General features: G+C 67.7%; 25 protein-coding genes. 6 read left to right on the top strand and 19 right to left on the bottom strand.

Annotated features, from left to right (window positions below; genetic code table 11):
* Positions 1-60: 60 nt before the first annotated feature.
* The gene (gene hppD, locus AC1DFU_RS09005) at positions 61-1,134 is read right to left on the bottom strand and encodes a 4-hydroxyphenylpyruvate dioxygenase (RefSeq protein WP_092294752.1); all 1,074 of its coding nucleotides are present in this window, start codon (positions 1,132-1,134) and stop codon (positions 61-63) included.
* A gap of 194 nt (positions 1,135-1,328) precedes the next feature.
* Between hppD and AC1DFU_RS09000 the strand changes: the two genes are divergently transcribed.
* Positions 1,329-1,802, top strand: a complete 474-nt coding sequence (locus AC1DFU_RS09000; protein WP_092294753.1) for an Lrp/AsnC family transcriptional regulator — start codon at positions 1,329-1,331, stop codon at positions 1,800-1,802.
* A gap of 9 nt (positions 1,803-1,811) precedes the next feature.
* Here the strand turns inward: AC1DFU_RS09000 and AC1DFU_RS08995 are convergent, their stop codons facing one another.
* Both AC1DFU_RS08995 and AC1DFU_RS08990 read right to left on the bottom strand, forming a co-directional pair.
* Entirely contained in the window at positions 1,812-2,153 is a 342-nt protein-coding gene (locus AC1DFU_RS08995; RefSeq protein ID WP_441592781.1) for a thioredoxin family protein, read from the bottom strand.
* A 75-nt stretch (positions 2,154-2,228) separates the two neighbouring features.
* Positions 2,229-4,634, bottom strand: coding sequence for an ATP-dependent DNA helicase (locus tag AC1DFU_RS08990; protein WP_441592780.1), 2,406 nt, complete (start codon positions 4,632-4,634; stop codon positions 2,229-2,231).
* A 129-nt stretch (positions 4,635-4,763) separates the two neighbouring features.
* Between AC1DFU_RS08990 and xth the strand changes: the two genes are divergently transcribed.
* On the top strand, positions 4,764-5,651 hold the full coding sequence (xth, locus tag AC1DFU_RS08985) for an exodeoxyribonuclease III (RefSeq protein ID WP_441592779.1): 888 nt from the start codon (positions 4,764-4,766) through the stop codon (positions 5,649-5,651).
* A gap of 16 nt (positions 5,652-5,667) precedes the next feature.
* Here the strand turns inward: xth and AC1DFU_RS08980 are convergent, their stop codons facing one another.
* From AC1DFU_RS08980 to AC1DFU_RS08965, 4 genes are all read right to left on the bottom strand, one after another.
* On the bottom strand, positions 5,668-6,276 hold the full coding sequence (locus tag AC1DFU_RS08980) for a TetR/AcrR family transcriptional regulator (protein WP_092294759.1): 609 nt from the start codon (positions 6,274-6,276) through the stop codon (positions 5,668-5,670).
* A 246-nt stretch (positions 6,277-6,522) separates the two neighbouring features.
* Positions 6,523-6,996 carry a copper resistance protein CopQ gene (locus AC1DFU_RS08975; RefSeq protein WP_441592778.1) on the bottom strand — a complete coding sequence of 158 codons (474 nt, stop codon included), beginning with the start codon at positions 6,994-6,996 and terminating at the stop codon, positions 6,523-6,525.
* A gap of 414 nt (positions 6,997-7,410) precedes the next feature.
* On the bottom strand, positions 7,411-8,106 hold the full coding sequence (locus AC1DFU_RS08970) for a fumarylacetoacetate hydrolase family protein (RefSeq protein WP_092294763.1): 696 nt from the start codon (positions 8,104-8,106) through the stop codon (positions 7,411-7,413).
* A gap of 49 nt (positions 8,107-8,155) precedes the next feature.
* Complete coding sequence (locus tag AC1DFU_RS08965; protein ID WP_092294765.1) at positions 8,156-8,578, bottom strand: VOC family protein; 423 nt, start codon at positions 8,576-8,578, stop codon at positions 8,156-8,158.
* A 133-nt stretch (positions 8,579-8,711) separates the two neighbouring features.
* Between AC1DFU_RS08965 and AC1DFU_RS08960 the strand changes: the two genes are divergently transcribed.
* The gene (locus AC1DFU_RS08960) at positions 8,712-9,641 is read left to right on the top strand and encodes a LysR family transcriptional regulator (RefSeq protein ID WP_092294767.1); all 930 of its coding nucleotides are present in this window, start codon (positions 8,712-8,714) and stop codon (positions 9,639-9,641) included.
* Here AC1DFU_RS08960 and AC1DFU_RS08955 read toward each other — a convergent pair.
* Both AC1DFU_RS08955 and AC1DFU_RS08950 read right to left on the bottom strand, forming a co-directional pair.
* Positions 9,610-10,914: an MFS transporter gene (locus AC1DFU_RS08955; RefSeq protein WP_092294769.1), complete on the bottom strand. Its 1,305-nt coding sequence runs from the start codon at positions 10,912-10,914 to the stop codon at positions 9,610-9,612. The two genes, AC1DFU_RS08960 and AC1DFU_RS08955, sit on opposite strands and share 32 nt — an antisense overlap.
* Positions 10,915-10,969: 55 nt before the next feature.
* Positions 10,970-11,608: a TetR/AcrR family transcriptional regulator gene (locus AC1DFU_RS08950; protein ID WP_441592777.1), complete on the bottom strand. Its 639-nt coding sequence runs from the start codon at positions 11,606-11,608 to the stop codon at positions 10,970-10,972.
* A gap of 154 nt (positions 11,609-11,762) precedes the next feature.
* Between AC1DFU_RS08950 and AC1DFU_RS08945 the strand changes: the two genes are divergently transcribed.
* Positions 11,763-12,527 carry an SDR family NAD(P)-dependent oxidoreductase gene (locus tag AC1DFU_RS08945; protein ID WP_092294773.1) on the top strand — a complete coding sequence of 255 codons (765 nt, stop codon included), beginning with the start codon at positions 11,763-11,765 and terminating at the stop codon, positions 12,525-12,527.
* 183 nt (positions 12,528-12,710) lie between these two features.
* A complete protein-coding gene (locus AC1DFU_RS08940) occupies positions 12,711-14,621 on the top strand; it encodes a methyl-accepting chemotaxis protein (RefSeq protein ID WP_092294775.1) in 1,911 nt (636 codons plus the stop codon).
* Here AC1DFU_RS08940 and AC1DFU_RS08935 read toward each other — a convergent pair whose 3' ends face one another.
* From AC1DFU_RS08935 to AC1DFU_RS08890, 10 genes are all read right to left on the bottom strand, one after another.
* Complete coding sequence (locus AC1DFU_RS08935; protein ID WP_441592776.1) at positions 14,622-15,224, bottom strand: M23 family metallopeptidase; 603 nt, start codon at positions 15,222-15,224, stop codon at positions 14,622-14,624.
* A gap of 27 nt (positions 15,225-15,251) precedes the next feature.
* Positions 15,252-16,496 (bottom strand): BON domain-containing protein, encoded by a 1,245-nt coding sequence (locus AC1DFU_RS08930; protein ID WP_441592775.1) that lies wholly within the window; start codon positions 16,494-16,496, stop codon positions 15,252-15,254.
* A 198-nt stretch (positions 16,497-16,694) separates the two neighbouring features.
* Positions 16,695-17,099, bottom strand: a complete 405-nt coding sequence (locus AC1DFU_RS08925; RefSeq protein WP_441592774.1) for a hypothetical protein — start codon at positions 17,097-17,099, stop codon at positions 16,695-16,697.
* Between the two features lie 220 nt (positions 17,100-17,319).
* The gene (locus tag AC1DFU_RS08920; protein WP_092294781.1) at positions 17,320-17,718 is read right to left on the bottom strand and encodes a cupin domain-containing protein; all 399 of its coding nucleotides are present in this window, start codon (positions 17,716-17,718) and stop codon (positions 17,320-17,322) included.
* A 75-nt stretch (positions 17,719-17,793) separates the two neighbouring features.
* Positions 17,794-18,621, bottom strand: a complete 828-nt coding sequence (locus tag AC1DFU_RS08915) for an AraC family transcriptional regulator (protein ID WP_441592773.1) — start codon at positions 18,619-18,621, stop codon at positions 17,794-17,796.
* Complete coding sequence (locus AC1DFU_RS08910) at positions 18,614-19,579, bottom strand: patatin-like phospholipase family protein (protein ID WP_092294785.1); 966 nt, start codon at positions 19,577-19,579, stop codon at positions 18,614-18,616. Before AC1DFU_RS08910 ends, AC1DFU_RS08915 begins: the two co-directional genes overlap by 8 nt.
* Positions 19,580-19,884: 305 nt before the next feature.
* A complete protein-coding gene (locus AC1DFU_RS08905; RefSeq protein ID WP_149138057.1) occupies positions 19,885-20,352 on the bottom strand; it encodes a carboxymuconolactone decarboxylase family protein in 468 nt (155 codons plus the stop codon).
* Positions 20,353-20,460: 108 nt separating this feature from the next.
* Entirely contained in the window at positions 20,461-21,738 is a 1,278-nt protein-coding gene (locus AC1DFU_RS08900; RefSeq protein ID WP_092294789.1) for an Nramp family divalent metal transporter, read from the bottom strand.
* 163 nt (positions 21,739-21,901) lie between these two features.
* Complete coding sequence (locus tag AC1DFU_RS08895) at positions 21,902-22,474, bottom strand: diguanylate cyclase (RefSeq protein ID WP_441592772.1); 573 nt, start codon at positions 22,472-22,474, stop codon at positions 21,902-21,904.
* 142 nt (positions 22,475-22,616) lie between these two features.
* Positions 22,617-24,158 (bottom strand): acetyl-CoA hydrolase/transferase family protein, encoded by a 1,542-nt coding sequence (locus AC1DFU_RS08890; RefSeq protein ID WP_441592771.1) that lies wholly within the window; start codon positions 24,156-24,158, stop codon positions 22,617-22,619.
* 283 nt (positions 24,159-24,441) lie between these two features.
* Between AC1DFU_RS08890 and AC1DFU_RS08885 the strand changes: the two genes are divergently transcribed.
* Complete coding sequence (locus AC1DFU_RS08885) at positions 24,442-26,223, top strand: FAD-dependent oxidoreductase (protein WP_092294795.1); 1,782 nt, start codon at positions 24,442-24,444, stop codon at positions 26,221-26,223.
* The last annotated feature ends 34 nt before the right edge of the window (positions 26,224-26,257 follow it).

Below are 26,257 nucleotides of genomic sequence, written 5' to 3'. Positions count from 1 at the left end.
AGGCGTCCCGGGAGGACGCCGGACCAGGTGAAACAGGTGAAACGGGAAACGGAGGGAGGGTCAGACCTTGAGCGTGCCGCGCTCGATCTGGTCGCGCTCGAGCGATTCGAAGAGCGCCTTGAAGTTGCCTTCGCCGAAGCCTTCGTCGCCGGCACGCTGGATGTATTCGAAGAACACCGGGCCCAGCGCGGCCTTCGAGAAGATCTGGAGCAGCAGGCGGGGCTTGCCGCCCTCGGTGGTGCCGTCCAGCAGGATGCCGCGCGCCTTGAGCTGGTCCACCGGCTGGCCGTGGTCCGGCAGGCGGTTGGCCAGCGCGTCGTAGTAATAGTCGTTCGGCGCCGTCATCAGCTCCACGCCGGCCAGTTGCAGGTTGTCGATGACCTCGATCAGGTTGTCCGTCAGGAAGGCGATGTGCTGGATGCCCTCGCCATTGAACGCCATCAGGAATTCCTCGATCTGGCCGCTGCCCTTGGACGACTCCTCGTTCAGCGGAATGCGGATCTTGCCGTCCGGCGCCGTCATCGCCTTCGAGGTCAGGCCGGTGTACTCGCCCTGGATGTCGAAGTAGCGGATTTCGCGGAAGTTGAACAGGCGTTCGTAGAAGTTCGCCCAGTAAGCCATGCGGCCACGGTAGACGTTGTGCGTCAGGTGATCGATCAGGCGCAAGCCATGGCCCACCGGGCGGCGGTCCACACCGTCCAGGAATTCGAAGTCGATGTCATAGATCGACTTGCCGTCCTCGAAGCGGTCGATCAGGTACAGCGGTGCGCCGCCGATGCCCTTGATCGCGGGCAGGCGCAGCTCCATCGGGCCCGTGGCGATCTCGATCGGCTGGGCGCCCAGCATCAGCGCGCGGTTGTACGCCTTGTGGGAGTCCTTCACGCGGAAGGCCATGCCGCAGGCGCTCGGGCCGTGCTCGGCGGCGAAATAGGCGGCCTCGCTGTGTGGCTCGTTGTTGATGACGAAATTGATGTCGCCCTGGCGGTACAGCAGCACATCCTTGGAGCGGTGGCGGGCCACCAGCGAGAAGCCCATCTTTTCGAACAGGGGCTCCAGAACGTTCGGCGTCGGCGAAGCGAATTCGACGAACTCGAAGCCCATCAGCTGCATCGGGTTTTCAAAGAGATCGGCCATGGTGTGCTCTACAAGGAAGTGGGGGCAAGGGAGTCCAGCACGGGGCTGGCAATCGTATTTCAGCGACTTTCAAAGCCGTCCGAACTGGAATCGAGTGTATAACCCGCGCCAGTAAATAGGATTTCGTTCGGGACGCAGGGAAACCCTGAAATATGAGATAAGATTTCGCGAAATCGCGTTCTGAGGAAACAGAAATGCAGAATACCGAGCTAGACCGCACGGATCGCCGCTTGCTGGGGGTGCTGCAGGAGAACGGACGGGCCAGCAATCTGGAGTTGGCGGAGGCGATCAGCCTGTCTCCGGCGCAGACGCTGCGGCGTCACCGGCGCCTGGAGGAGAACGGCATCATCAAGCGCTACGAGGCGCGGCTGGACAGCACCGCGCTGGGCTTTGGCGTCACCGCGTTCATCCATGTGACGATGGAGCGCGGCCATATCCGCGACCTGTCGAAGTTCAAGGGGCTGGTGGCGGAACTCGCCCAGATCCAGGAGTGCTTCTCCGTCACCGGCGATATCGACTACGTGCTGAAGGTGGTGGCCAAGGATCTGAAGTCGCTGTCCGACTTCCTGCTGGACACGCTGATGCGCATTCCCGGCGTGAGCGGGGTCAAGTCCAGCGTCTGCCTGGACGAGATCAAGTGCACCAGCGCGATGCCGCTGGAGGCTTGATCGATGTGATCAGTGCGTCACTGACGCGCCGTCGATCTGCGCCATCGCCTCGGCAATCGCCTGCGCGTCGGCAGGGCGCACCAGCCGGGCCACTTCCTGGCCATCGCGCAGGAACACCAGCGTCGGCCACAGCTTCACGCGGAACGCGCGGCCGAGCGGGCGCCCGCTGCCGTCTTCGACCTTGATGTGCTGGATGGACGGATGCTTGCCGAACGCGGCCTCGATCAGCGGCTGGGCGCGCATGCAGAAGCCGCACCACGGCGCGCCGAACTCCAGCAGCGTGGCACCCGGCAGCGCGTCGATCTCCGCGCGGGTGGGCTCGGTGGCGGCAAAGGCCTTGGTCATGCTCATTCTTGGGTCTCCGTCGAGGCTTACCCCCTTTGGGGCAAGTAAGGGCAAGCGAGAACCGCGCCAGAGGCGCTGCCGTCATTCTGCCAGTGGCAGCGCCGGCGCGTGCGGCGTGCCGATGCCGGTTTTTGCCATCGGCGCGACAGATTTACGTGCCGGGGTGTCGATTTCCCACCACGCCGGCAGCAACGCCTGCACTTCCGGCCGGCCGAAGCGGTCGTCGATCAGCCACACCACGCCCCGATCCTCACGCGTGCGGATGACCCGCCCGGCGGCCTGCACCACCTTGCGCAGCCCCGGATACAGGTAGGCATAGGCGTAGCCGTCGCCAAACGCGGCTGCCATGCGCTCGCGCAACTGCTCGTTCACATCATTGACCTGCGGCAACCCCAGTGTGGCCACGAAGGCGCCGATCAGACGGTCGCCGGGCAGGTCCACGCCTTCCGAGAACACCCCGCCCAGCACCGCGAAGCCGATGCCGCGCCCGCCCGGCGCGAACTGGCCGAGGAACGCGGCCTGCCCCGCCTCGTCCATGCCGCGCGCCTGGGCCCAGATCGGAATCTCCGGATGCTGCGCGGCCAGCAGATCGGCAGCCTGACGCAGGTAGTCGTGGCTGCTGAAGAAGGCGAGGTAGTTACCGGGCCGCCGCGCGTACTGGTCGGCCATCAACTGCACGATGGCCGGCAGCGAGCGCTGGCGCTGGGTATAGCGCGTGGAGATGTGGCGGGCGATGTGCACGTCGAGCTGGTCCGCGTGGAAGGGCGAGGGCACCTCCACCCAGACCGCGCTGGCGGGCAGGCCGAGCATGTCGGTGTAGTAGTCCGCCGGCTGGAGCGTGGCCGAGAACAGCGTGGTGGCATGCGCGCCGGCAAAGCGCGGACGCAGGAACGGCGCGGGCAGCAGGTTGCGCACGCAGAGCTGGGCCTGCACGCCGCCGCGCGGGCCGGGCGTGCGCGTGATCTCGAACAGCGAGTGCTGGCCCCCGTGGTCGGGTAGCTGTTCGGTCAGGCGCAGGAAGTGCAGGGCGTCGAAGTAGAAGCGCTCCAGCGTGGCGTCGTGCTGGCCGGGATGGGCGCTCAGATGTTCGAGGATCGCGCCGCATAGCTGGGCCAGCGCCTCCACCAGCGCGGTGGGGGCAGTCGAGTGGGTTTCGAAGTTCGCGCGGGTTGACGATTCGGCCCGCGCCAGCGCCTGCCATGCCCGATGGACGCGGTTCACCGGCCGCGACAGCGCCTTGGGCGCAGCCAGCCGCGCGCCCCGGAAGGCCGCGGGGTCGAGCGTGGCCGTGTACATGGCGCGACCGCGCTCCACCAGATTGTGGGCCTCGTCTACCAGCACGCTGGCGCGCCAGCCGTTCAGCACGGTCAGCGCGTACAGCATGGCGCTGCGGTCGAAGTAGTAGTTGTAGTCCGCCACGACCAGATCGCTCCAGCGGATCATCTCCTGGGCGAGGTAGTAGGGGCAGACGCTGTGCTGGCGGGCGATCCCGCGCACGGCATCCCGGTCCAGCAGCGGCACGGCGGCGGCGGCTTCGCGGGCGGCAGGCAGGCGGTCGTAGAAGCCCTGCGCGAGCGGGCAGGATTCGCCGTGGCAGGCCAGATCGGGGTGTTCGCACGCCTTGTCGCGGGCGGTCAGCTCCAGCACGCGCAGGGGCAATCGGTCGCAACCCCGGTCGCCCTCGCCCCGAAGTTGTGCGGCGGCCTGCAATGCCACCGCGCGGCCCGTGGTGCGGGCGGAGAGGAAGAACAGCTTGTCGAGGCGCTGCCCTGGCATCGACTTCAGCGCCGGAAACACCGTGCCGATCGACTTGCCGATGCCCGTGGGCGCCTGCGCCAGCAGCGTGCGCGCCGCCACATTGGCCTTGTAGACCGACTCCGCCAGCACGCGCTGGCCGGGCCGGAAATCGCCATGCGGGAAGGTCAGCGCCGCCAGCCCGGCATCGCGTGCCTGACGGTGGGCGATCTCGCGCTCGGCCCATTGCAGGAAGCGTCGGCAACTGGCCTCGAAGAAGGCACGCAGCGTGGCGGCGTCGTGGCGCTCCTGCTCCACGCGTTCGCGCTGGCTCAGGATGTCGAAATAGACCACGGCGATGTCGATCTCGGCCAGCCCACGCGTCTGGCATAGCAGCCAGCCGTAGACCTTGGCCTGCGCCCAGTGCAGTGCCCGGTGGTTGGCGGGCACCTCGACCCCTTCGCCGCGCACCGTCTTGATTTCCTCGAGGCGATTGGCGGTGGGGTCGTAGCCATCGGCGCGGCCCCGCACGTGCAGCCCTTCGAACGTGCCGGAGAGGGACACCTCGGCCTCATAGCCCGCGCCGCGCCGGCCCGTGACCACGCCGTGGCCGGCCACGCCTTCCTGCGCGGTGGGCGAAGGCGTGAAGCGCAGGTCGAGGTCACCCGCCTTGGCTGTGAACTCGCACAGCGCCCGCACGGCAACCGTGTAGCGGGGCAGAGCACGCGATTCTGGGATGGATGTGGCGGACAAGGCGCAGCAGGCAAGGGCAACGAAAGAACTGTATAAATATACAGTCTTTGCGCCGGAAGGAAAGCACGCGACGCTATCGAAACCTGCTGAAACTTGCCGATGGCGTTGCCACTTCGCACAGGAGAGCCGATGTCCCGCTTCAAGATCGCCACCTTCAATATCAACGGCATTCGCACCCGCCTGCCGGCGCTGCTGGACTGGCTGGCGCGCGAGGCGCCCGACGTGGCCTGTCTCCAGGAACTGAAGACCATCGACACGGCGTTTCCGATCGACGAGATCCGCGCCGCCGGCTACGGCGCCATCTGGCACGGGCAGAAGTCGTGGAACGGCGTGGCCATCCTCGCCCGTGGCACGGACCCGATCGAGGCGCGCCGCGGCCTGCCCGGCGACGAGGCCGACACCCACAGCCGCTACCTGGAAGCCGCCATCAACGGCGTGCTGGTGGCCTGCCTCTACCTGCCGAACGGCAACCCGCAGCCGGGACCGAAGTTCGACTACAAGCTGGCGTGGTTCGAGCGCCTGATCCGTCACGCACAGGGTTTGTATGACAGCGGCCACCCGGTGGTGCTGGCCGGCGACTTCAACGTGGTGCCGACCGACGAAGACATCTACAACCCACGCTCGTGGCTCAAGGACGCGCTGCTGCAGCCTGAGAGCCGGGAGTGCTACCGCCGCCTGTTGGCGCAAGGCTGGACGGACGCCCTGCGCACGCGCTACCCGGACGAGCGCATCTACACCTTCTGGGATTACTTCCGCCAGCACTGGCAGACCAACTCGGGGCTGCGCATCGACCATCTGTTGCTGAATGCCGAACTGGCGCCGCACATGGTCGATGCCGGTGTGGACAAATGGGTGCGGGGCGAAGCGCGCGCGAGCGATCACGCGCCGACATGGATCGAACTGGATCTGGGGGAGGTGCCGGCGAAGAAGGTGCCGGCAAAGAAGGTCGCGGCAGAGAAAGCCCCCGCCAAAACGACAAAGGCGCCCGCCGCAAAGCGACGGGCGCCACGCGCCTGATGCCGGAGGTTGGACCTTACACCGCCACGGCCTCTTCGGCCTTTGCCGATACCGGTACGGGGTGCGCCACGGCGCCAAGCAGCATATCCGCCGCCGCGTCCAGGCGGTCACTCGACCCCGACATCCGCGCCGTGATCATCCCGTTCTGGATCGCGCCATACAACACCTTGGCGAAGGCCGACGGCGGCAGCGGGTAGGGCTGGCCACGCTCGGCTTCGGCGCGGCGCAGCAGTTCGGCAATCCACGCCTCGTGCATGCGGAAGTGATCCTGCAGCAGCGCGCCGATGGCCGGCGGCAGCATCATCACCTCGGCGGACAGCATGCCGACCAGACAGACCTGCCCGTTGTCCGAGCCGCCACGCAGCGGCTCGATGTAGCGCTGGGCCTGCTCGGCCAGCGGCAGCGTGGTGTCGATGGCCCCGATCCGCGCCGTGGCGGTCTCGCGGTAGCACCGCACCACCTCCAGTACCAGGTCGTCCTTCGACGGAAAGTAGTAATGGATGCTAGACGTCTTGACGCCAACCAGCTCCGCCAGATCGCGGTAGCTAAAACCGTTGTAGCCCCGGCGCCGAATCAGCACTGACGCGTGTTCCAGCAATTGCTCGCGTACGGGTTGCGTTTTCATGGCGACTGTCTCCCTTATGGGAGACCCTCCGGTTCATGCCGCCGCCGATCAGATCGGATCAGATCAGACCGACAGCGACTGCGCGACGAGAGAAAGCAGTGATCCGCTGGCAATGCAGAGCACTACCCATCCGCCCAGGATCAGGGCGCTGTCACGCAAACTCATGATGAAACTCCTTGTTCGATCTAGGCCGTGCGCCCGGTTTCGCTACCAGGCGATTACCGGGCGCGCGGCGCTGCACTAGGCTCAGGCCAGCGCGCCGTCGGTGTACACGTCGAAGGTGCGCGACGGTTCGCTCGACACACCGGTGCGGTCCAGGCCAGCCACGATGCGGGCGCCGTCCGTGTACGGGTCGAACTTGCCGGCACGGGCGCCGTCGGTGAAGGCATCCACCGTGCGGGCCGGGCTGGCCGAGACGCCCTGGGTGTCCAGGCCGGCAACGGTGCGGGCACCATCGGTGTACGGGTCGGTCTTGCCGACGCGGGCGCCGTCGCTGAACGGGCTGCGTTGGTCATTCACGCGGGCACCGTCGACAAACGGGTTGCGGGGTTCGTTCACGCCGCTGGCACGGGCGCCATCGGTGAAGGGGCTGCGCTGGTCGTTGATGCGATAGCTGTAACCGTAGACTTCGCCGGTGCTGTTACCGGGAGCGGCTTGGGCGGCGCCCGTCACGAAAGCGGCGGCGAGGGCGGCGGCGGAGAGGATGGTCTTGGCGTTCATGGTGTTGCTCCTTGTCTTTGGTTTGACCGGGCGATCTCGGTTAGAGGTGGATCGCGGGGCCGATGTCTTGCTGCGTTGTAACGGTCCTTGCTGCTGCTATCTACTGGTAGGTAGAGGGTCAGGGCTAAAAAAAAGACCGTCTTCCGGTACCAACCAACTACATGTACTGCGTGGACTTGGACTGCATCGCGGGGCTTGTTTCTGTTTGCCGGGTGGTGCAGCGCCGTCCATGAGCCAAATATTATCTACTACTAGATAGATAGGCAAGGACTTTTTAAAGAAATTTCGATTGTGGGGCAGAGGGGTGTCTGGTGTGCCGCGCATGTCTACATCGTAAATCGATGATTGATAAAGAAAAACGGCGCCGATCCCCGTGTGGATCGGCGCCGTCTGGCGACCTTGCGAACCCTCGGATCAGCGCTTGCCGATCGTGAAAGCGATCTCGCCGAGGCCGTCTACGCCACCCGTGACCACGTCGCCCGGGTTCAGCGCGCCCACGCCGGCGGGCGTGCCGGTGAAGATCACGTCACCCGGGGCCAGCGTCATGCTCTCCGAGATATAGGCGATCACATCGGCCACGGGCCAGATCAGTTCGTCGAGGTCGCCCTGCTGGCGGGCCTCGCCGTTGACCTTGAGCCAGATCGCGCCCTTGGCCGGATGGCCGACCTTCGACACCGGATGCAGCGGGCCGCAGGGGCCGGAAGCGTCGAACGCCTTCGACCAGTCCCAGGGGCGGCTCATCTTCTTGGCCACGTCCTGCAGGTCGCGGCGCGTAAGGTCGACGCCGACCGCATAGCCCCACACCAGATCCAGTGCCTGCGCCGGGGTGACGTTGGCGCCACCCTTGCCGATGGCCACCACGAGTTCGATCTCATGGTGCAGATTCTCCGTCAGCGGCGGATAGGCCACGGTGCCTTCGGCCGCCACCACGGCATCAGCCGGCTTGGTGAAGAAGAACGGCGGTTCGCGGTCCGGATCCTTGCCCATCTCGCGGGCGTGCGCGGCGTAGTTGCGGCCGACGCAGAACACGCGACGGATCGGGAAGCGGGCCTGGCTGCCGGCCACGGCCACGCTGGCCTGCGGGGCCGGCTGGATAACGAATTCGGTCATGTCTCGCTCTTCTCTTGTGGGTCTGGGTTTGATGGGGACGACTTGGCGATTACTTGGCGAACACCTGGCTCAGGTCGCCGAATGCCTTGAACTCGAGCGCGTTGCCCGACGGGTCCAGGAAGAACATGGTGGCCTGCTCGCCCACCTGGCCCTTGAAGCGCACATGCGGCTCGATCACGAACTTGGTGTTGGCGGCGCGCAGCTTGTCGGCCAGCGCTTCCCACGTCTCCATCGGCAGGATGGCGCCGAAATGGCGTACCGGCACATCGTCGCCATCGACCGCGCTGGTGCCGCGATGGCCGCATTCGTCCGGCGAGAGATGCGCCACCACTTGATGGCCGTAGAAGTCGAAATCGACCCAGGCGTCGGAGCTGCGGCCTTCCGGGCAGCCCAGCAGGTCGCCGTAGAACTGGCGCGCGGCGGCAAGGTCGTGCACGGGGAAGGCAAGGTGGAACAGGGGCATCGTGCTCATGGCAATCCTTTCGTGGGCAGGGATGTTTTGATCTGTCGTTGATTGTAATCAGCAGAACTCGTAATATAAAACGAATGATTTCTGGTCTGAGTATCAGAAATTTCGATATGCGCCTGCCTACGCTGCTACGCCCGTGATTCGCTACTTCCGCACCTTCCTGATGGCCGCCGAGACGGCGTCGTTTTCCGCCGCCGGCGCGCGGCTCGGCCTGACGCAGTCGGCGGTGAGCACGCAGATCCGCCGGCTGGAGGAGGATCTCGGCTACGCGCTGTTCGACCGCTCGGGCAAGTCCGTCGCGCTGAGCGAGGAGGGCCGGCAACTGCTGCCGGACGCCACGCGCTTCGTGGCGCTCTATGAGTCGATGAAGGGCAGCGCACAGGCGCGGCCGGACACGGCGCCGCTGGATCTGGGCGCGGTCTCCACGGTGCAGTCGACGCTGCTGCCCAAGGCGATGCAGCGCTTCCGCGTCGCCTATCCGGACACCCACGTCAACATCGTGCCCGGCATGTCCACGCAGCTGCTGACCCAGGTCGATGCGCGCGAGCTGGACATCGCCGTGCTGGTGAAGCCCCGCCTGGGGATTCCGCCTGAACTGAAATGGGTGCCGCTGCTGCACGAGCGCTTTGTGGCGATTGCGCCGGTGGGCGGCCCGGCGGACCTGAAGACGCTGCTCGCCACCGTGCCGTTCATCCGCTACAACCGGCATTCCACGGGCGGGCAACTGGTGGACCGCTACCTCAAGCGGCACCGGCTGTGGGTGCGCGAAGGCATGGAGCTGGACGAGCCGGCCGTGATCCTGCAGATGGTGGGCGAGGGACTCGGCTGCGCGATCATCCCCGCCGATCTGGTGCCGTTGCGGCAGACGCCGAACATCGAGGAAGTGCCGATGCCCGGCCCGCCGCTGTTCCGCGAGATCGGCGTGCTGGTGCGGCAGTCGGCGCTCAAGCGCGCCCCGGCGGCGGCGCTGATCGACGCCTTCGTGGCCGTCGCACCGCCGCCTGCCCAGGCTGGCGAACCTGGCGAGGCCGGTGTTAAGCCTGCGCCGCCGCCTGAGGCGGGGTAGCGGCCGGCGCCTTGCGGCGCACCGCGAGCGCCATCAACGCAGCCACCAGGCAGGCTCCGCCCGCCACGTACAGTGCGGGCGAATAGGTCAGCAGCAGCGTGCGCGAGAGCCCTGCGCCGAACGCCGCCGTGGCCGCGCCGATCTGGTGGGCGGCGAAGATCCAGCCGAACACCATCGGCGCACGCTCGCGGCCAAACGTGGTGGCAGCCAGCTTCACCGTCGGCGGCACCGTGGCAATCCAGTCCAGGCCGTAGAACATCGCGAAGATGGACAGGCCGTAGAGTGTGAATTCCGAATGCGGCAGCCAGAACAGCGAGAGGCCGCGCAGCGCGTAGTACCAGAACAGCAGCTTGCGGCTGTCGTACCGGTCCGAAAGCCAGCCAGACAGGATCGTGCCGACGAAGTCGAATGCGCCCATCATCGCCAGCGCCGAGGCCGCCGGTACCGCCGTCATGCCGAAGTCCGCGCACAGGGCGATGAAGTGGGTCTGGATCAGGCCGTTGGTGGACAATCCGCAGATAAAGAACGTGCCGGCCAGCAGCCAGAAGGTCTGCGTGCGCGCGGCGTCGCGCAGCACGACGAAGGGGCCGCGCAGCGTGAGCGGCATGGGCGGGCCGGACGGCGCCGGCGCCGTGCCGGGCAGTTCGCCGAACGCGGGCAGGCCGACATCGCCGGGCCGGTTGCGCATCAGCGCGAAGACGAGTAGGGCCAGCGCGGCGCAGGCCACGAGCACCGGAACCACCGCCGTGCGCCATCCCATATGCTCGATCAGCCATGCCGCAACCGGCAGGAACGCAAGCTGGCCGGTGGCCGAACTCGCCGTGAGGATGCCGATCACCAGCCCGCGCCGCGCGGTGAACCAGCGATTGGCCACCACGGCGGCCAGCACCAGCGCGGTCATGCCCGAGCCGATGCCGAGCATCAGCCCCCAGGCGACGAACAACTGCCACAACTCGGTGGCCACCGTGGCCAGCGCCATGCCGCCCGCGATCAGCGCGAGCGCTGCACAGACCACATTCTTCACGCCGAAGCGTTCCATCAGGATGGCCGAGAACGGCGCCATCAGGCCGAACAGCGCGAAGCGGAAGGCGAGGATCGACGAGATCTGGTCGGTGTTCCAGCCCATCTCCTGCGTCAGCGGTTTCAGGAACGCGCCGGGCAGGCCGAGCGCGGCGGAAGTGGTCAGCATCACGCAGAAGGTGATGGAGGCAACGATCCACGCATAGTGGATGCCGCGCCGGTCCAGCCGGCTGGAAAGGGCTTGCGCAAACATGGGGGTCTTGGTTTGGGTGGGTCGGATGTGTGGAGAAAAGGTGTCCGCGCCGGCCTCAGCCGGCAGCGGGTTCGGGGGCAGGCTCGGCGGCCGGTTCGTCAACATCCGCGCCCAGCAGCCACGCACGCGTGGCATCGAGGATTGCCTCGGAGAGCGGGTCGCCGGTCGTGGCACGGGCCAGCATCAGCGCGCCGGCCATGGCCGACACCTCCACCAGCGCCTGCTGGCGGGCGTCGGCTTCGGGCAGGTCGGCCGGGGCAGTCGAGCGCCATTTGTCGATCAGCGCCGAGAGCCCTTCGCGGTACACGGGGCGCACGGGTTTGTCGGCATCCTCGCGCGCCACATCGGCGGCCAGCGCGGCGGCGGCGCAGCCCTCGGCGGCGTGGTCGCGGTGCACGGGGGTGAGGTAGGCCGCCACCAGCGCGCGCCGGGCGGCCTGGCGGTCGCCGTCCGCGCTGGCGATGCGCCGGTCCCAGCGCTGGTCGCCTTCTTCGAACGCGCGCCGGCAGGCCACGGCCACGAGGTCGTCCTTCGACGCGAAATGGCCGTAGAAGCCGCCGTGGGTCAGCCCGGCATTCGCCATGATTTCTGCCACACTGACTGCGTGCGGTCCGCGTTCCCGGATCAACTTTGCCGATGCTTCTTCGATGGCCACCTTGTGCTGGCTGGCCACTGCTCGTGATGCGCGCGCCATCTGACGCCTCCCTCTGGAAATCTGACTGAAACTTGCCTTGACCGCAGTTTAGATGACGTCCATACTTTATTCAATAGATGCTGATCATCATTTAAGATAAGTGGCTGGCATCGTTGTTGTCATGTCGTCCCATCGATCCAAGGAGATTCCTGCTATGTCCAAACTGTTCGACCTGTCCGGCCGCGTCGCGGTGATTACCGGCTCCACCAAAGGCATGGGGCTCGAGATGGCCCGCGCGCTGGGCCAGCAAGGCGCCCGTGTGGTGGTCTCGGGCCGCGATGGCGCGGTGTCCGAGCGCGTGGCGGCCACCTTGAAGGCCGAAGGCATCGACGCCACCGGCATCCCCTGCGATATCGCCGACCTCGTCAGCGTGCGCGCCTTTGCCGACAAGGTGCTGTCCACCTTCGGCCGCGTGGATGCCCTCCTGCTCAACGCCGCCGCCAGCGGCGTGGTCGGCTCGATGCTGGAGCAGGGCGAGAAAGAGTTCGATGACGTGATGGCCGGCAACGTGCGCGGCAATTTTGTGCTGGTCAACGCACTCGCACCGCAGATGATCGAACGCCGCGATGGCTCGATCGTCTTCATGTCGAGCATCGCCGGCCGCCGCGGTTCGGCCTTCCTGCCGCTGTACAGCGTCTCCAAGGGCGCCATCGACGCCGTGATGCGCAACTTCGCGCTGACGCTGGCGCCGCACAACATCAACGTGAACAGCATCAACCCGGGCCCGGTGCGCACCGATTTTTCGCGCGACGCGCTGTGGGGGGATCCCGAGCGCGAGAAGGCCCTGAGCGGTGCCATCCCGATGCGGCGCATCGCTGAGGCGAGTGACGTAGCCGGTCTGGCCGTGCTGCTCGCCTCGCCGGCGGGCCGCTACATCACGGGTCAGGTGATCGGCCTCGACGGCGGCGCCACGGCCTGATTTTCGCCCCGCCGCCGTGCTTTGCGCACCGTGCGCGTGCGGCGGCGGCACCGTGTTTGTGCAGTGCGAAAAATAGCGGGGAAAGTGGCTTTATTCCTTCGAATCGGGACCGATACAGCGTGAAATCAGTCCTCGACATCAAGGAGCCCCGTGACCGCTTTCCTCACCCCTGCAAAGCATCTGATGGCGCGTCTCACGATCACGCGCAAGCTGGTGCTGCTGACCATCCTGTTCCTGATTCCGCTCTGCGGCGCGCTGGTTGCGGTGCTGAATCAGTCGGTACAGTCGATCCGTGCCACGCAGGATGAACAGCGCGGCCTGACGCTGGTCGGCCGCGCGCTCGACTTCATGCGCGAGACGCAGGTGCGCCGGGGCGCCGCCAATGGGCTGCTGCTCGGCAACGCCACCTTCCGGCCGACCTTCGATGCCGCCAACGGCAAGGCCGATGGGCATCTCAGCGCACTGCGCGCCGAGGTGGCGCGCGTGACATCGTTCAACGTCACGCAGGATGCGGCCAAGCTCGACGAAGCCTGGGCGCAGATCCGCAAGCTCGGTCTGGAAACCCCCGCCGCGCCGCTGTTCGAGCGCCATACCGCGCTGGTCAAGCAGACGCGGCTGTTTATTGGCGATGTGGCGGACCGCTCTTCGCTGGCGCTCGACCCGGACGCCGGCTCCTATTACCTGATCAACCTGATGGTCGGCCCGATGCCGAAGCTGGCCGAGCTGAGCGCGCTGGCGCGTGGCCGGGGCGCGGGCATCATCGCGCAGGGCGGCTATTCCGATGCAGCCCAGCAGGCCGATCTCGCCGCGCTGGCCGAGCAGATCCAGGACGGCCTGGAAGCCGTGCGGCGCGACATCGCCCGTGCCGAGCGCGGCGCGCCGGCCTTCAAGGACCGCATGGAAGCCGCCACCGCCAAGCTGGCCGCGATGGACAACTTCTACCGCACGCTCAAGGTGAGCATGCTGGGTTCCAGCGGCATCACGATCGATGCGAAGTCGTATTTTTCCGAAGGCACGGCGGCGATCGAGGCGGTGTCGGCGCTCAATCAGGAGTTCGCCGCGCTGACGGGCGAGATGCTGGCCCAGCGCGTGGCCGCCGAGCAGCGCCAGCTGGTGCTGCTGGTCGTCATCGCGCTGGTCACGGTGGGCGGCGCGCTCTACCTGTTTGCCGGCTTCAGCCAGGGCATGCGCACCGATGTGCAGGACGTGGCGACGCTGGTGGCGCGCATCAACGCCGGCGACCTCACCGTGCGCATCGACGCCCATGGCCGGGACGAGTTGAGCGACGTCAAACGGCACCTGATGTCGATGGTGGAGACGTGGCGCGGCATCATCGGCGAGACCAAGGACGGCGCGCAGAACGTGCTGGTGGCGGCGGGGCAGATCGCGCAGGGCAATGCCGATCTGTCGCAGCGCACGGAGGAGCAGGCGTCGTCGCTGGAGCAGACCGCCGCGAGCATGGAGGAGCTGACCGCCATCGTCCAGCAGAACGCGGGCAACGCCGATGAGGCCAGCGCGCTGGCGGCGGAGGCGTCGGCGATTGCGGTGGCGGGCGGGGAGTCGGTGTCGCGCGTGCGCGAGACCATGGGCGAGATCGAGGCGGATTCGAAGCGGATTGTCGAGATCATCGCCGTGATCGACAGCATCGCCTTCCAGACCAATATCCTGGCGCTGAACGCGGCCGTGGAGGCGGCGCGCGCGGGGGAACTGGGCCGGGGCTTCGCCGTGGTGGCCAGCGAGGTGCGCACGCTGGCCCAGCGCGCCGGCCATTCGGCGAAGGAGATCCGCGCGCTGATCTCGCAGTCGACCAGCCGGGTGACGGCGGGCACGGCGCTGGCCGGGGAGGCCGCCGCGACCATGGAGCGCATCGTCACGGCCGTGCAGCGCGTGACGACGATGATGGACGAGATCAGCCGCGCCTCCCACGAGCAAAGCGGCGGCATCACGCAGGTGAATCAGGCGGTGACGCAGATGGATCAGGTCACGCAGCAGAACGCCGCGCTGGTCGAGGAAGCCGCCGCCGCCGCCGAGGCGCTGCAGGAACAGGCGCTGCGCATGGAGCAGAGCGTCAGCGTGTTCCGGCTGGCGGCTTGATCAGGAGGATGGCGGGGAAGTTGGCACGGGCGGGGCGCGCAGCAACGGATAGGGGTTGATCGCCCCGGTCCCGGTGTAGACGCCGAAATGCAGGTGCGGCGGTGTGCCGCGCGCGTTGCCGGTGGTGCCGACGTAGCCGAGCACTGCGCCCGGCGCCACGCGGTCGCCGATGCTCACATCGGCATAGTCATCCAGATGCGCGTAGTAGTGCATCTGACGACCCGGCCCGAGCACCCAGACCACCTTGCCGCCCAGGCTGTTGGTGCCCACGCGCGAGACGATGCCCTCCGTGGCGGCCAGCACCGGCGTGCCGCGTGCGGCAAAGATGTCGATGCCTTCGTGCTTGCGCCCGCCGGAGCGCGCCCCGTGCCAGGTGTCCCGCAGCCCGCGCTGGGCCACGCCCTGCACCGGCATCGCCAGCGCGGTGGGCGCCGGCATCGATGCCAGCCGCACCGCGTACAGCGCATTATCTATATAGGGTTTGACGTAGGGCCAGCCCAGCGCGCCCGCCGCCAGCAGCGCAGCCAGCCACAGCCAGCCGGCGTAGGAGCGTGGCTGGGGCTGCGGTTGGGGTTGGGGCTGGCCGGCCGGGCGCGTCAGCATGGGTGGCTCCGGCCGGTGGGGATGGACTCACCAGCCGTTGGAGCCGGCGCTGGTGCCGCCGGCGGGCGCTTCGCGCTTCTCGACGCGGATGTTGTTTTCGACTTCGGTAACGCCGAACGTGTTATCGGCGATGTCCTCGATGGCATATTTCTGGCTCCGCTGATGGACGGTGCCGGATAGCGTGACCTTGCCCTTGTCCACGTCGACGCTGACTTCGCCCACATCCACGCCGCTGGTAAAGGTCAGCCGTTCGCAGATCTGGTCGCGAATGCGCTCGTCGGTGCGGGTGTAGCCGCGCGGGACGTTGCGCTTGTCGATGTCATCGTCGTTGTGGCCGAAGAAGTTGCTGACGGCTTCGCCGATCCGGTGGCCGAGATTGTAGAGCGCGCCGTGCTCCTCGCCTTGATCGCGGTCATCGTCATCGTCCGACCAGCGCCGTGGCGAGCGGTAGCCGAGTTCCTCGTCGTAGCCGCTGGTGCCGGCGCTGGTGCCAGGGTAGTCGCGCCCGTAGGACTGGGCGTAGGGCTGGCGGCCGGCGTAGCGGTCAGACCCACCCGAGGGGCGGGATTCTCCCCACTCGTCGCGTGGCTCGGTCCAGTAGCGGGTGTCGCTGCGCAGGTCGTTGAAGTAGGCGTCATGCCCGGACCCGCCGGCCTGCCAGGGTTCGCGCTGCTGGGCGCGGCGCAGCCATTGCTGATCGGCGCTGCCGAAGCCCTGCTGGCCGCGCTGACCTTGCTGCCCTTGCTGATAGTCGCGTTGACCCCGACCCTGTTCCCATCCGCGCTCGCCGCCGTAGCCGCGTGCTTCCTGATTGCCTTGATAGCCTCGGTTGCCGCGATTGCCTTGCGGGCCGCCGTAGTCCTCGAAGTCCCCATAGTCGCCAAACTCGCTGGCCTGGCGGCGGCTGCGGTACGCCTGCTGGCGGCGCTGGGCGTCGTCTTCCGGCGAGTCGCTGCTGGCGTAGCCGCCGTTGAGCCCGTAGCGCAGGTTGCTGCCCTGCCATTGGCCGCTGTCCCGGTAGGCGCCGGCATAGCCGCTGCGGGGCGGGGCGCCGTCGCTGGTTTGTCCCGGGGTCAGGCGCTGGCGCCGGCGGGCATCGTCCCATTCATCGCTGGCGGACTCGGGCTGCCAGTCCTGATCGCGCGCACGCAGCCCCCGGTTGTCGCTCCATGCATCGTCGCGCCATGGATCGTAAGCGTCGTCGTCGCGGACATTTTCAAAGGCCCGCCAGGTCTGGCCCCGGCGATAACGCTCGGTGTTGTGGTCGCCCATTGCTGATCTCCTGAAGTTGCGGGTGTGCCATTACTGGCAATCCAGAAGAGGGGCAAGATTCGTACCGCGCCGGCTGGCCCTTGTCAGGGCTGGCCTTGCGGGATTTAGGGTGCTGCGGGTGCGCTTCACGCCCATGCAAGCCTTGCGCGGGCGCGTGTAAAGACTGCTCGGCAGCAGGAGGGGAGCAACCGGGACGGGTTAATGGGCCGTCACACGGCGCAGCGAGCCCGGCGGATGGGCCAGCACGGCAGCCGGGATCATCGGCGTGGAAGGTGCTGCCGGTGCGGGATCGGTCCGCTCGGTACGGGTCGCGCGCACCGGGGCGATGCCTTCGACAGCGCCCAGCGCCTGGCCGTTCTCGTAGCCGGTGGACACCGCTTCGAGATAGCCGGGCGAGAACTTCTGCTCGGGCGTGACGGCCGGGGCCGGGGCCAGCGCGGGCTGCGCATACACCGCCGTGTGGGCGCAGAGCGCCAGCACGCGGAGCAGCAGGATGCCGCCACGCATGCGGTAGAGCAGGGCGAGGGGCGTGAGAGGCGAAAGAGGGCGAGGCTGGTGGAGGGGCGCGGCGTCGGTGGGGCGCAACTGTGGCGGGATCTTCATGATGGTTCTCCAAAGGAGCTTTCGCTCCGGCTGAAAAGGTGCTGCGGGACGAGCATCGCGGCGCCGCGCTCGTCCTTCCTTTTCGCAGGGAACATGCCACCATCATTTCGGCCCCGGGCGGGCAGGCCGGGCCACTTTCACGGGGAAAACAGGGGGTTGTGGGCCAACACGTCGCGAGGAACGGTTGGGGCCGGGCCAACATCCCACCAACCTCCACCCATCAGATCCAGACGTCGTTTTGCGCAGTGCGCTCGCCCACGTCGTCGCCCGTATTGCGCACGCCGCGCGGCTCGATCAGCAGCATGCGCACCTCGCCATCGGCAAACGGTTTGTGCTCGATGCCACGCGGCACCACGTACATCTCGCCGGCGCGCAGGTCCACGTGGCCGTCGCGGAAGTCGATGCGCAGGTGGCCGTCCAGCACGATGAAGGTCTCGTCGGTGTCGGCGTGGCTGTGCCAGACGAAGTCCCCCGCGATGCGGACGATCTTGAACTGGTAGTCGTTCATCTCGGCAATCACGCGCGGCTGCCAGTGGTCCGAAAACAGGGCGAGCTTCTCGGCGAAGTTGATGGCGCGGTAGGGGGTGGGATTGGGGGTGGGATTGGGAGTGGGGGACATGGGGCGCTCCTTCGGATGGGATGAAGGCCCGAGCATGCGCCGCCGGCGGGCGGGCCGTCTTGTACGATCGTGCAGCTACGGCGTGCGCCCCAGCGTGCGAAGCCAGCGCGCCGGCGTGATGCCGAAGGTGCGCGCGAAGTGCCGCGTCATATGGGCCTGGTCGGTGAAGCCGGCCCACGCGGCGGCGTCGGCCAGGGTCTGGCCGGCCACGATCAACCGGCGGGCCATGTCGAGCCGGCGCATGGTCAGGTAGCGGTACGGGCTGGTGCCGAACAGTCCACGGAAATCGCGCGACAGGCGCCAGCGGTCCCGGCCGGTGGCGGCTTCGAGTTCGTCCAGCGTGACGATGCGCGCCACGTTGTCGAGCAGGAAGGTCCGGGCCGTCTCGGCGGCACGGTAGTCGAGCGCCTGCCAGCGCCCCGGCGTAGTGCCGCCGGCGACGGCCGCCAGCGCGTGGGCCAGGTCGTAGAGCGCGTCGTCTTCCTCGAGCGGGTCGATCGGGCTGTCCATCGCGCGGAGCAGGGTCTCGGTGGCGGCGAACAGCCGGGGGTCGTCCGATCGGCCGCCCGGGATGAACGGCAACGGCCGGCCGCCCAGCGCGCGCTGCACGTGCGCGGGCTCGACATAGATCATCCGGTACTGGAAGCCGGCCTCGGTGCCGGCCTGGCCGTCGTGCGGCTCGTCGGGGTGCAGGACGATGGTGCCACCCGGCAGGCTGTTGCAGACGCCGCGCCGATAGGAAAAGCGCTGCACGCCGGTCAGCGTGCGGCCAATCGCGTAGGTGTCGTGGCGATGCATGTCGTAGCCATGGCCGCCGATAAACGCCTCGATCCGCTCCATGCGCTGGGCGGACGCATCCCGCCGCATCCAGTCGCGCCGGCCCGGCAGTACCCCGTCACCCATGCGTGTGGCCGGGGTGGCTGTGCGAGTGGCTGGGGGCGGCGTGCGTGTGGATGTGGTCCGCCTCCGGGGGCGGGGAAAGATCGGCGCTGCAGCTGGGCGACGACTCATCGTGGCTATGCGGCTCCAGCGCGCCGGGCACGCGGCGGCTCTTCAGGCCATCGGCACGCAGCCAGGCCACGGTGGCTTCGGCGGCGCGGTCGATCAGCTCGCCGCAGCGCGTGTAGTCATAGGGCGAGACATCGAGCGGACAAAGCGGCGGCACCACGGCGATATGCGCGTGGTCGGCCCAGCGCTCCAGGTCATGCACGAGTTGCCGCGCCACCAGCAGGGACAGCGCATTGAGCGCGTGTTCCACGGCGCCGCGCGGCGGGCGGCGCTCGGCGCAGGCGAAGCCGGCCGGCAGCACCACGATGCGCGTGGCGCCCAGCCGCACGGCCGTGGAAACGGGCGTGTTGTTGGCCACGCCGCCATCGATCAGCGCGCGGCCTTCCACCTGCACCGGCGGAAACACGCCCGGAATGGCCGCGCTGGCCAGCACCGCATCGACGATATTGCCCGAGGACAGCACCACTTCGTCGCCGGTATGCATGTCCGTCGCCACCACATAGAGCGGCAGGCTGGCATGTTCGAGCCGGGATTCGCCGAAGTGGCGCGAAAGTAACTTCTGGAGGCCGAACGATTCGACCAGATGCCCGCGCCGCCCGCCCAGCATGCCGAGCATGCTGCGCCAGGACCAGGGCAGCACCTCGGCCCGGCGAATGCCGCGCCAGAGGCTCTCCAGCTTGGCCGTGCCTTCCTCGTGCGGATGGCAGGCGAAATACGCGCCGTTGATGGCGCCGGCCGAGGCGCCGATCACCATGTCGGGCGCCAGGCCCCACTTCACCAGTTCCCGCAACATACCGACCTCGATGGCACCGAGGCTGCCTCCACCGGCAAAGACGAATGCTGTTTTTTCCATGGCTGGGCGCGCGGGGAGCCATCCTCCCCGGATTCTCGATCTGTTAGTGGCCACAGCATAGGCCACTTCCGGGCGGGAGCGAAAGAGTCTGTTAGTGCGGGAGTGTCGGGCGCTTGTTATGCAATTAACCGCCAGGAATTTAGCGCGACTGCAGAGGCCGGCTGGCAGGGGATGGGGTCGAAGCATGATGCGGACACCGCACGCGGCACGCGAACGCCAAATACGAAAAAGGCGCCGGCAGCGGAATCCCGCTGTCGGCGCCTCGCGGCAGTCCAACCTGGCGCGCTAGAGAAGCAAAAGCCCGATCAGAAGCCGGGAGCCGGCGTTTCCGGAATCTGGTTGCGCAGGCTCAGGTTCATCACGTTCCAGCCTCGGATGGCGGCGATGGTGTACGACAGCTCGGCGATTTCCTGCTCGCTGAACTGCTCGCGCAGGGCCGGCCAGGCGGCGTCGGTCAGGTCCTGGTGGGGCAGTGCGTTGACGGCCTCGGCCCAGCCCAGCGCGGCGCGCTCGCGGGCGTTGAAGAACGAGGCGGGGGCTTCACGCCAGCCGGCGATGGCGTTCACGTGGCGCGGGTCCAGGCCCTGCTTGATCAGGTCGCGCCAGTGCATGTCCACGCAGACGCCGCACTGGTTGATCTGGGACACACGCAACTGCACGATCTCCACCAGACGCGGGCCCAGCGAGCTTTGCTTGACCGAACCCGACAGCGCGATCATGGCCTTCAGGTTGGCCGGGGCGAGCTGGAAGAAGTTAATACGCGATGCACTCATGATGGTTCCTCACGGTAGTTCAAGGGAGTTGGCGTGCGCCCTTTGCGCTTGCCTTTCCCTGTAAGACGTACCGTGAACCCGGCTTGTGACAGCTTTTCCGAAAATTTTTTAACCCAGCCATTCCCGGAAGGTGAGCACGAGCATGGCCGCGTTCATGGCGATGATGATGCCGACCGTCAGCGAGGCCAGGATCACCACGCTGCGCGGGTTGGCGTAGGCGCCCATGCGGGCGCGGCTGCTGGTGAAACGCACCAGCGGAATCGCCGCGAACGGCAGTTGCAGGCTCAGCACCACCTGGCTGGCGATCAGCAGCTGCGCCACGCCTTTGTCGGCATACAGCCACGCCACGATCAGCGCCGGCACGATGGCCACGCCGCGCGTGACCAGCCGCCGCGCCCACGGCGCCAGCCGCGTGCGGATAAAACCCTCCATGACCACCTGCCCGGCCAGCGTGGCGGTCACGGCCGAGCTTTGCCCCGAGGCCAGCAGCGCCACGGCGAAGATCACGCTGGCCCAGGCGGCGCCGGTCAGCGGGGAGAGCAGGTGGAAGGCCTCCTGGATCTCGGCCACCTCCGCATGGCCGCTGCGGTGGAACACGCCGGCCGCCGTGACCAGGATCGCACTATTAATAAAGAAGGCGATGGCGAGTGCCACCAGCGTGTCGATGGCCGTGTAGCGCAGCGCCCGTTGCAGCGCCGGCGCATTGTCCTCGACGGTGCGCGTCTTGACCGCCGCCGAGTGCAGGTAGAGGTTGTGCGGCATCACCGTGGCGCCGATGATGCCCGTGGCGATGACCACGGCGTTGGCGTCGGTGAGCGAGCGCGGCGAAGGCAGCAGCCCCCAGCCCACCTCCGACCAGGACGGCTCGGCGATGATCAGCATCGCCACGAAGCACAGCAGCACCAGCGTAATCATGCTGATGACGAAGGCTTCCAGCCGCCGGAAGCCGCGCTGCTGCAGGATCAGCACCAGCAGCACGTCCAGCACGGTCAGCGCCACGCCAGCCAGCAGGGGGATGTTGAACAGCAGGTTGAGGGCGATGGCCGTGCCGATGACTTCGGCGAGATCGGTGGCGCAGATCGCCAGTTCGGCCAGGACCCATTGCGACCAGGCCGACCAGCGCGAGGCGCCGTGCCGGCACGCCTGCGCCAGATCCATGCCGGTGACCAGCCCGAGCCGGCTGGCCAGCACCTGGAGCAGCATCGCCATCAGGCTGGACATCGCCACGACCCAGAGCAGGGTGTAGCCGTAGGCGGAACCGCCCGCGAGGTCGGTGGCCCAGTTGCCGGGGTCCATGTAGCCCACGGCCACGAGGTAGGCCGGTCCGAGGAAGCGGACGAACTCCCGCCACCTGGCGGCGGGGCGGCTAGGGATGACGACCGACACGTGCCCATCCTACGAGGTGATGACCGCGCATGGCGCTCCCGTTCACGTTGTGTGTGGCTCAGGTCGCTTGCACGACCAAGGCAGCCAATTTAGCCGAATTTTTCGATCGATGCGCTGAGGGCACATTGCCGGTGCGGTCATCCGGCGCCGGCATCGAGCGGGGCTAGGTGTGCTGCGCCACGGGCTTGGCGCGTGCCGCCTGGGCACGCAGGCAGCGCAGCAGTTCCTCCGCATAAGGCAGCACCACGAACAGGCCGAGCGCAGCGAACAGGCCGATCAGGTAGGACGACGGCAGGGGATCGCGTTTCGGGGTCAGGGTGAGGCGGGGCGGCTCGGCGCCGGCGCCGAACAGCGCCAGGAACTGGTCCCAGTGGGCGGCGGCCAGCATGACCACGGCCGTGATCGGCAGCATCTCCAGCAGGCTGTGCATGTGCTGCTCGTTCGGGGGCACCGTGCGCCGGGTCACCGCGTAGCGGACGTCGACCCAGGCGGTGACCGCGTGGACGACCACAGCGACGATCATGATGGCGAACAGCAGCGCGTTCACCTCGAAGAACAGCACCAGCAGGACCGGGACGCCCACCTGGACCATCATCAGGCTGTGCAGGGCCGATTCCCGGACGCCCGCGTTGATCTCGATGCGCTGGCGCCGATGGAACCACCAGTCGCCCAGCCCCGCGAGGATCCAGAGCGGGATCAGGCCGTACATCAGGATCAGGCGAACCGGTTCTTGCATGGCGTCTCCAGCGGTGGCGGGAGCGCGCCACCTTCCGGCACGGTGCAAGTGCCGTTCCATGCCGAAAAGGGCCCGTGGGAGGCCCGTAGGAGGCAGCCGGCAGCCGGGCGGGATGTAAAAACCGCCCGGTCGTGCAGAAACGTCAGGCCGCCAGCGGCGCGGCTTCGATTGGCTCGAGGGCCGTCGCCCGGGATGCCGGCAGCATGGTGCCGTGCTCGCGATAGTTCAGATGCCACGCAAACGCCTCTTCCAGCAGGTGCGGGGTCTGGCCGCCGCGCGTCTGGGCCCGGCGGAAATAGTCGAGCAGGCCGTCGCGGTAGGCCGGGTCGGCGCAATTGCGGATCACCTGGAGCGCCCGCTCGCGTGGCGCCAGCCCGCGCAGGTCGGCCAGGCCGTGCTCGGTGACGAGGATGTCCACGTCGTGCTCGCTGTTATCCACGTGGGAGACCATCGGCACGATGCTGGAAATCCGCCCGTCCTTGGCCACGGACTTGGTCACGAAGACCGACAGGTAGGCATTGCGCGCGAAGTCCCCCGAGCCGCCGATGCCGTTCATCATGTGCGTGCCGCCCACGTGCGTGGAGTTGACGTTGCCGTAGATATCGCACTCCAGCGCGGTGTTGATGGTGATCAACCCCAGCCGGCGCAGCACCTCGGGATGGTTGCTGATCTCCTGCGGCCGCAGCACCAGCCGCGACTTGTAGCGGTCGATCTCCTCCAGCACGCGGCGATAGACCGGCCCGGACAGCGTCATCGACGACGCCGAGGCAAAGCGCAGCTTGCCGGCGTCGAGCAGCGAGATGGTGCTGTCCTGCAAGACCTCCGAGTACATCGTCAGGTCATGAAATGGCGAATCTACGAGCCCGTGCAGCACCGCGTTGGCAATCGTGCCGATGCCGGCCTGCAAGGGCTGGAGCGACGGGGAGAGCCGCCCGGCGCGCACCTCGCGCTCGAACAGCGCGTTGAGATGGCCGGCGATCAGGCGCGTGTCGCCGTCGGGCGGCAGCGCGTTGGACGGGCTGTCGTCGCGCGCGGTGAGCACGATGGCCGCAATACGTGACGGATCGACGGGGATATAGGGCAGGCCGATGCGCTGCTCGACGGCAATCAGCGGAATCGGCTGGCGATACGGGCGCTGCACCGGGAAGTAGATGTCGTGCAGCCCTTCCAGCGCGGCCGACATATTGGTGTTGATCTCGACGATGACCTTCTTGGCCATCATCGCGAAACTCGCCGAATTGCCAACCGAGGTGGTCGGCACGATGCCGCCGGTCTCGGTGATGGCGGCGGCTTCGATCACGGCGATGTCCACCGGGGCGAGCTGGCCGCTGCGCAGCTGCTCCACGGTCTCGCCCAGATGCTGGTCGATGAACATGACCTCGCCGTCGTTGATCTTGCGGCGCAGGGTGGCGTCGGACTGGAACGGCAGGCGGCGCGCCAGCACGTTGCTTTCGGCCAGGATCTTGTCGATGTCGTTGCCGAGCGAGGCGCCCGTGATCAGCGTGATCTGGAGCGGGTCGGCGGCGGCGCGGCGGGCCAGGGCGAAGGGCACGGCCTTGCAGTCGCCGGCGCGGGTGAAGCCGCTCATGCCGACCGTCATGCCGTCCTGGATCAGCGCGGCGGCCGCATCGGCCGACATGATCCGGTCCTGCAGGGCGGCCAGGCGAATGCGATCACGGTACATCTCGTCTCCTTGCTTGTTGGCTTCTGTAGCCTGTGGGGGCGTTGTCGGGGCCAGTGTAGCGAGCGCTGAATATTCTCACCATGATTTAAATCGCTAGAAGCCAGTCGGTTTTTTCATGGGTGACGCCGCCGTGCAAAGTGCCGCGCGCCGGGCAATTCGGCAAGCAACGGTGGCCATCGCTTTCTAAAATCTTCATGTGTGTTTCGTAGCCACGCCGGCTACTATCTCAGTCGAGTACGCAGTCGAGTCCTGTCCTACCTAGACCGAAATTGAGGGGAGTCGCATGGAGATGACGCAGGGAGCTTCGCAGCCCGAAGCCAGTCCGGACCCGGTTGCTGATCAGGTCGCCAATCAGGCCGCACATGAGCCGGTGGTAGGGCTGGAGGCGCCGTTTTCGGTGCTGGAGACCCGCAAGCACCAGATGTTTCCGACCCTGACGCCGGCCGAGATCGAGCGCGTGCGGCGCTTTGGCGCGGTGGAATCGTTCAAGGCCGGCCAGACGCTGTTCCGCGTCGGCGACCCGGCGCCGGGCATGCATCTGATCCTGACCGGCAAGCTCCAGATCATCCAGCGCGACGGGCTGGGCAACAGTTTCCCGATCAACGACGAGGGCCCGGGCCAGTTCCTGGCCGAGGTGGGCCAGCTCTCCGGCAAGCCGGCGCTGGTGGATGCCGTGGCGCTGGAGGACTCCACCGCGCTGGTGGTGCCGCCCGAACGGCTGCGCGCGCTGCTGGTGGCCGAGGCGGATCTGGGCGAGCGCATCATGCGCGCGCTGATCCTGCGCCGGGTGGGCCTGATCGAGCGCGGCGGCGGCCCGGTGCTGGTCGGCAAGGGCACCCAGCCGCTGCTGCTGGCGCTGCAAGCCTTCCTGCGCCGCAACGGCTATCCGCACAAGGTGGTCGATATCGACACCGACCCGGACGCCATGGCGCTGCTGGACGTCAGCAACGCGCCCGCGAGCGATTTCCCGATGGTGATTTGCCCCGACGGCGGCATACTGCGCGCGCCGGACGAGGGCCAGCTCGCCTCATGCCTCGGTTTGGTGCCTGAATTCGCGCCGGACCATATCTATGACGTGGTGGTGGTCGGCGCCGGCCCCGCAGGGCTGGCGACGGCGGTCTATGCCGCGTCCGAAGGGCTGTCCGTGGCCGTGATCGACTGCCGGTCCCCGGGCGGGCAGGCCGGCGCGAGCGCCCGGATCGAGAACTACCTCGGTTTTCCCACGGGCATCTCGGGCCAGGCGCTGGCCGGGCGGGCCTTCGTCCAGGCGCTCAAGTTCGGGGCCCACGTGGCGATTCCGCTCGAGGTGAGCGCGCTCCATTGCGGCGAGAACCCGATCCGGATCGAGCTGACCGATGGCCGCATGGTGCCCACGCGCACCGTGGTGATTGCCAGCGGCGCCCAGTACCGGCGCGCGGAGATCGAATCGCTGGATCAGTACGAGGGGCGGGGCGTCTATTACTGGGCGTCGCCGGTGGAGGCCAAGCTCTGCAAGGACGAGCACGCGATGCTGGTCGGCGGCGGCAACTCGGCGGGGCAGGCGGCGGTGTATCTCGCCTCGCACGCGGCCGAGGTGCATATGCTGGTGCGCGGCGAGGGGCTCGAGGCCACCATGTCGCGCTACCTGATCGACCGCCTGAAGAGCCTGCCGAATGTCTTCCTGCACACGCACGCGCAGATCACGGCGATGGAGGGCGAGGGCTGGCTCTCCACGGTGCGCTACAGGGAGCGCTCCTGCGGCCCGGACTGCATCTCCCGGCCGATGCGCCACGTGTTCCTGTTTATCGGCGCCGCGCCGAACACGGAATGGCTGCGGTCCTGCAACGTGACCACGGACCCCAAGGGCTTCGTGCTGACCGGCTATGAAGCCCACCAGTCCTGCACCGAGCGCGCCGACTACACGCTGGAGACCAGCGTGCCGGGCGTCTTCGCGATCGGGGATGTGCGCTCGGGCTCGACCAAGCGCGTGGCCGCCGCGGTAGGCGAGGGCGCTGCGGTCGTGGCGCAGATCCATCGCTACCTGGCGGGCATGCAGGCCGGCCAGACCATGCAGGCGGTGGCCTAGGCGGCGCGGGCGGTACTCAGGCCGCCCACGCCAC

The sequence above is a fragment of the Cupriavidus sp. 10L45 genome (assembly GCF_056395225.1).
Note: the sequence above shows the minus strand (reverse complement) of the source record. Positions and strands in the feature narration are given on the sequence as shown.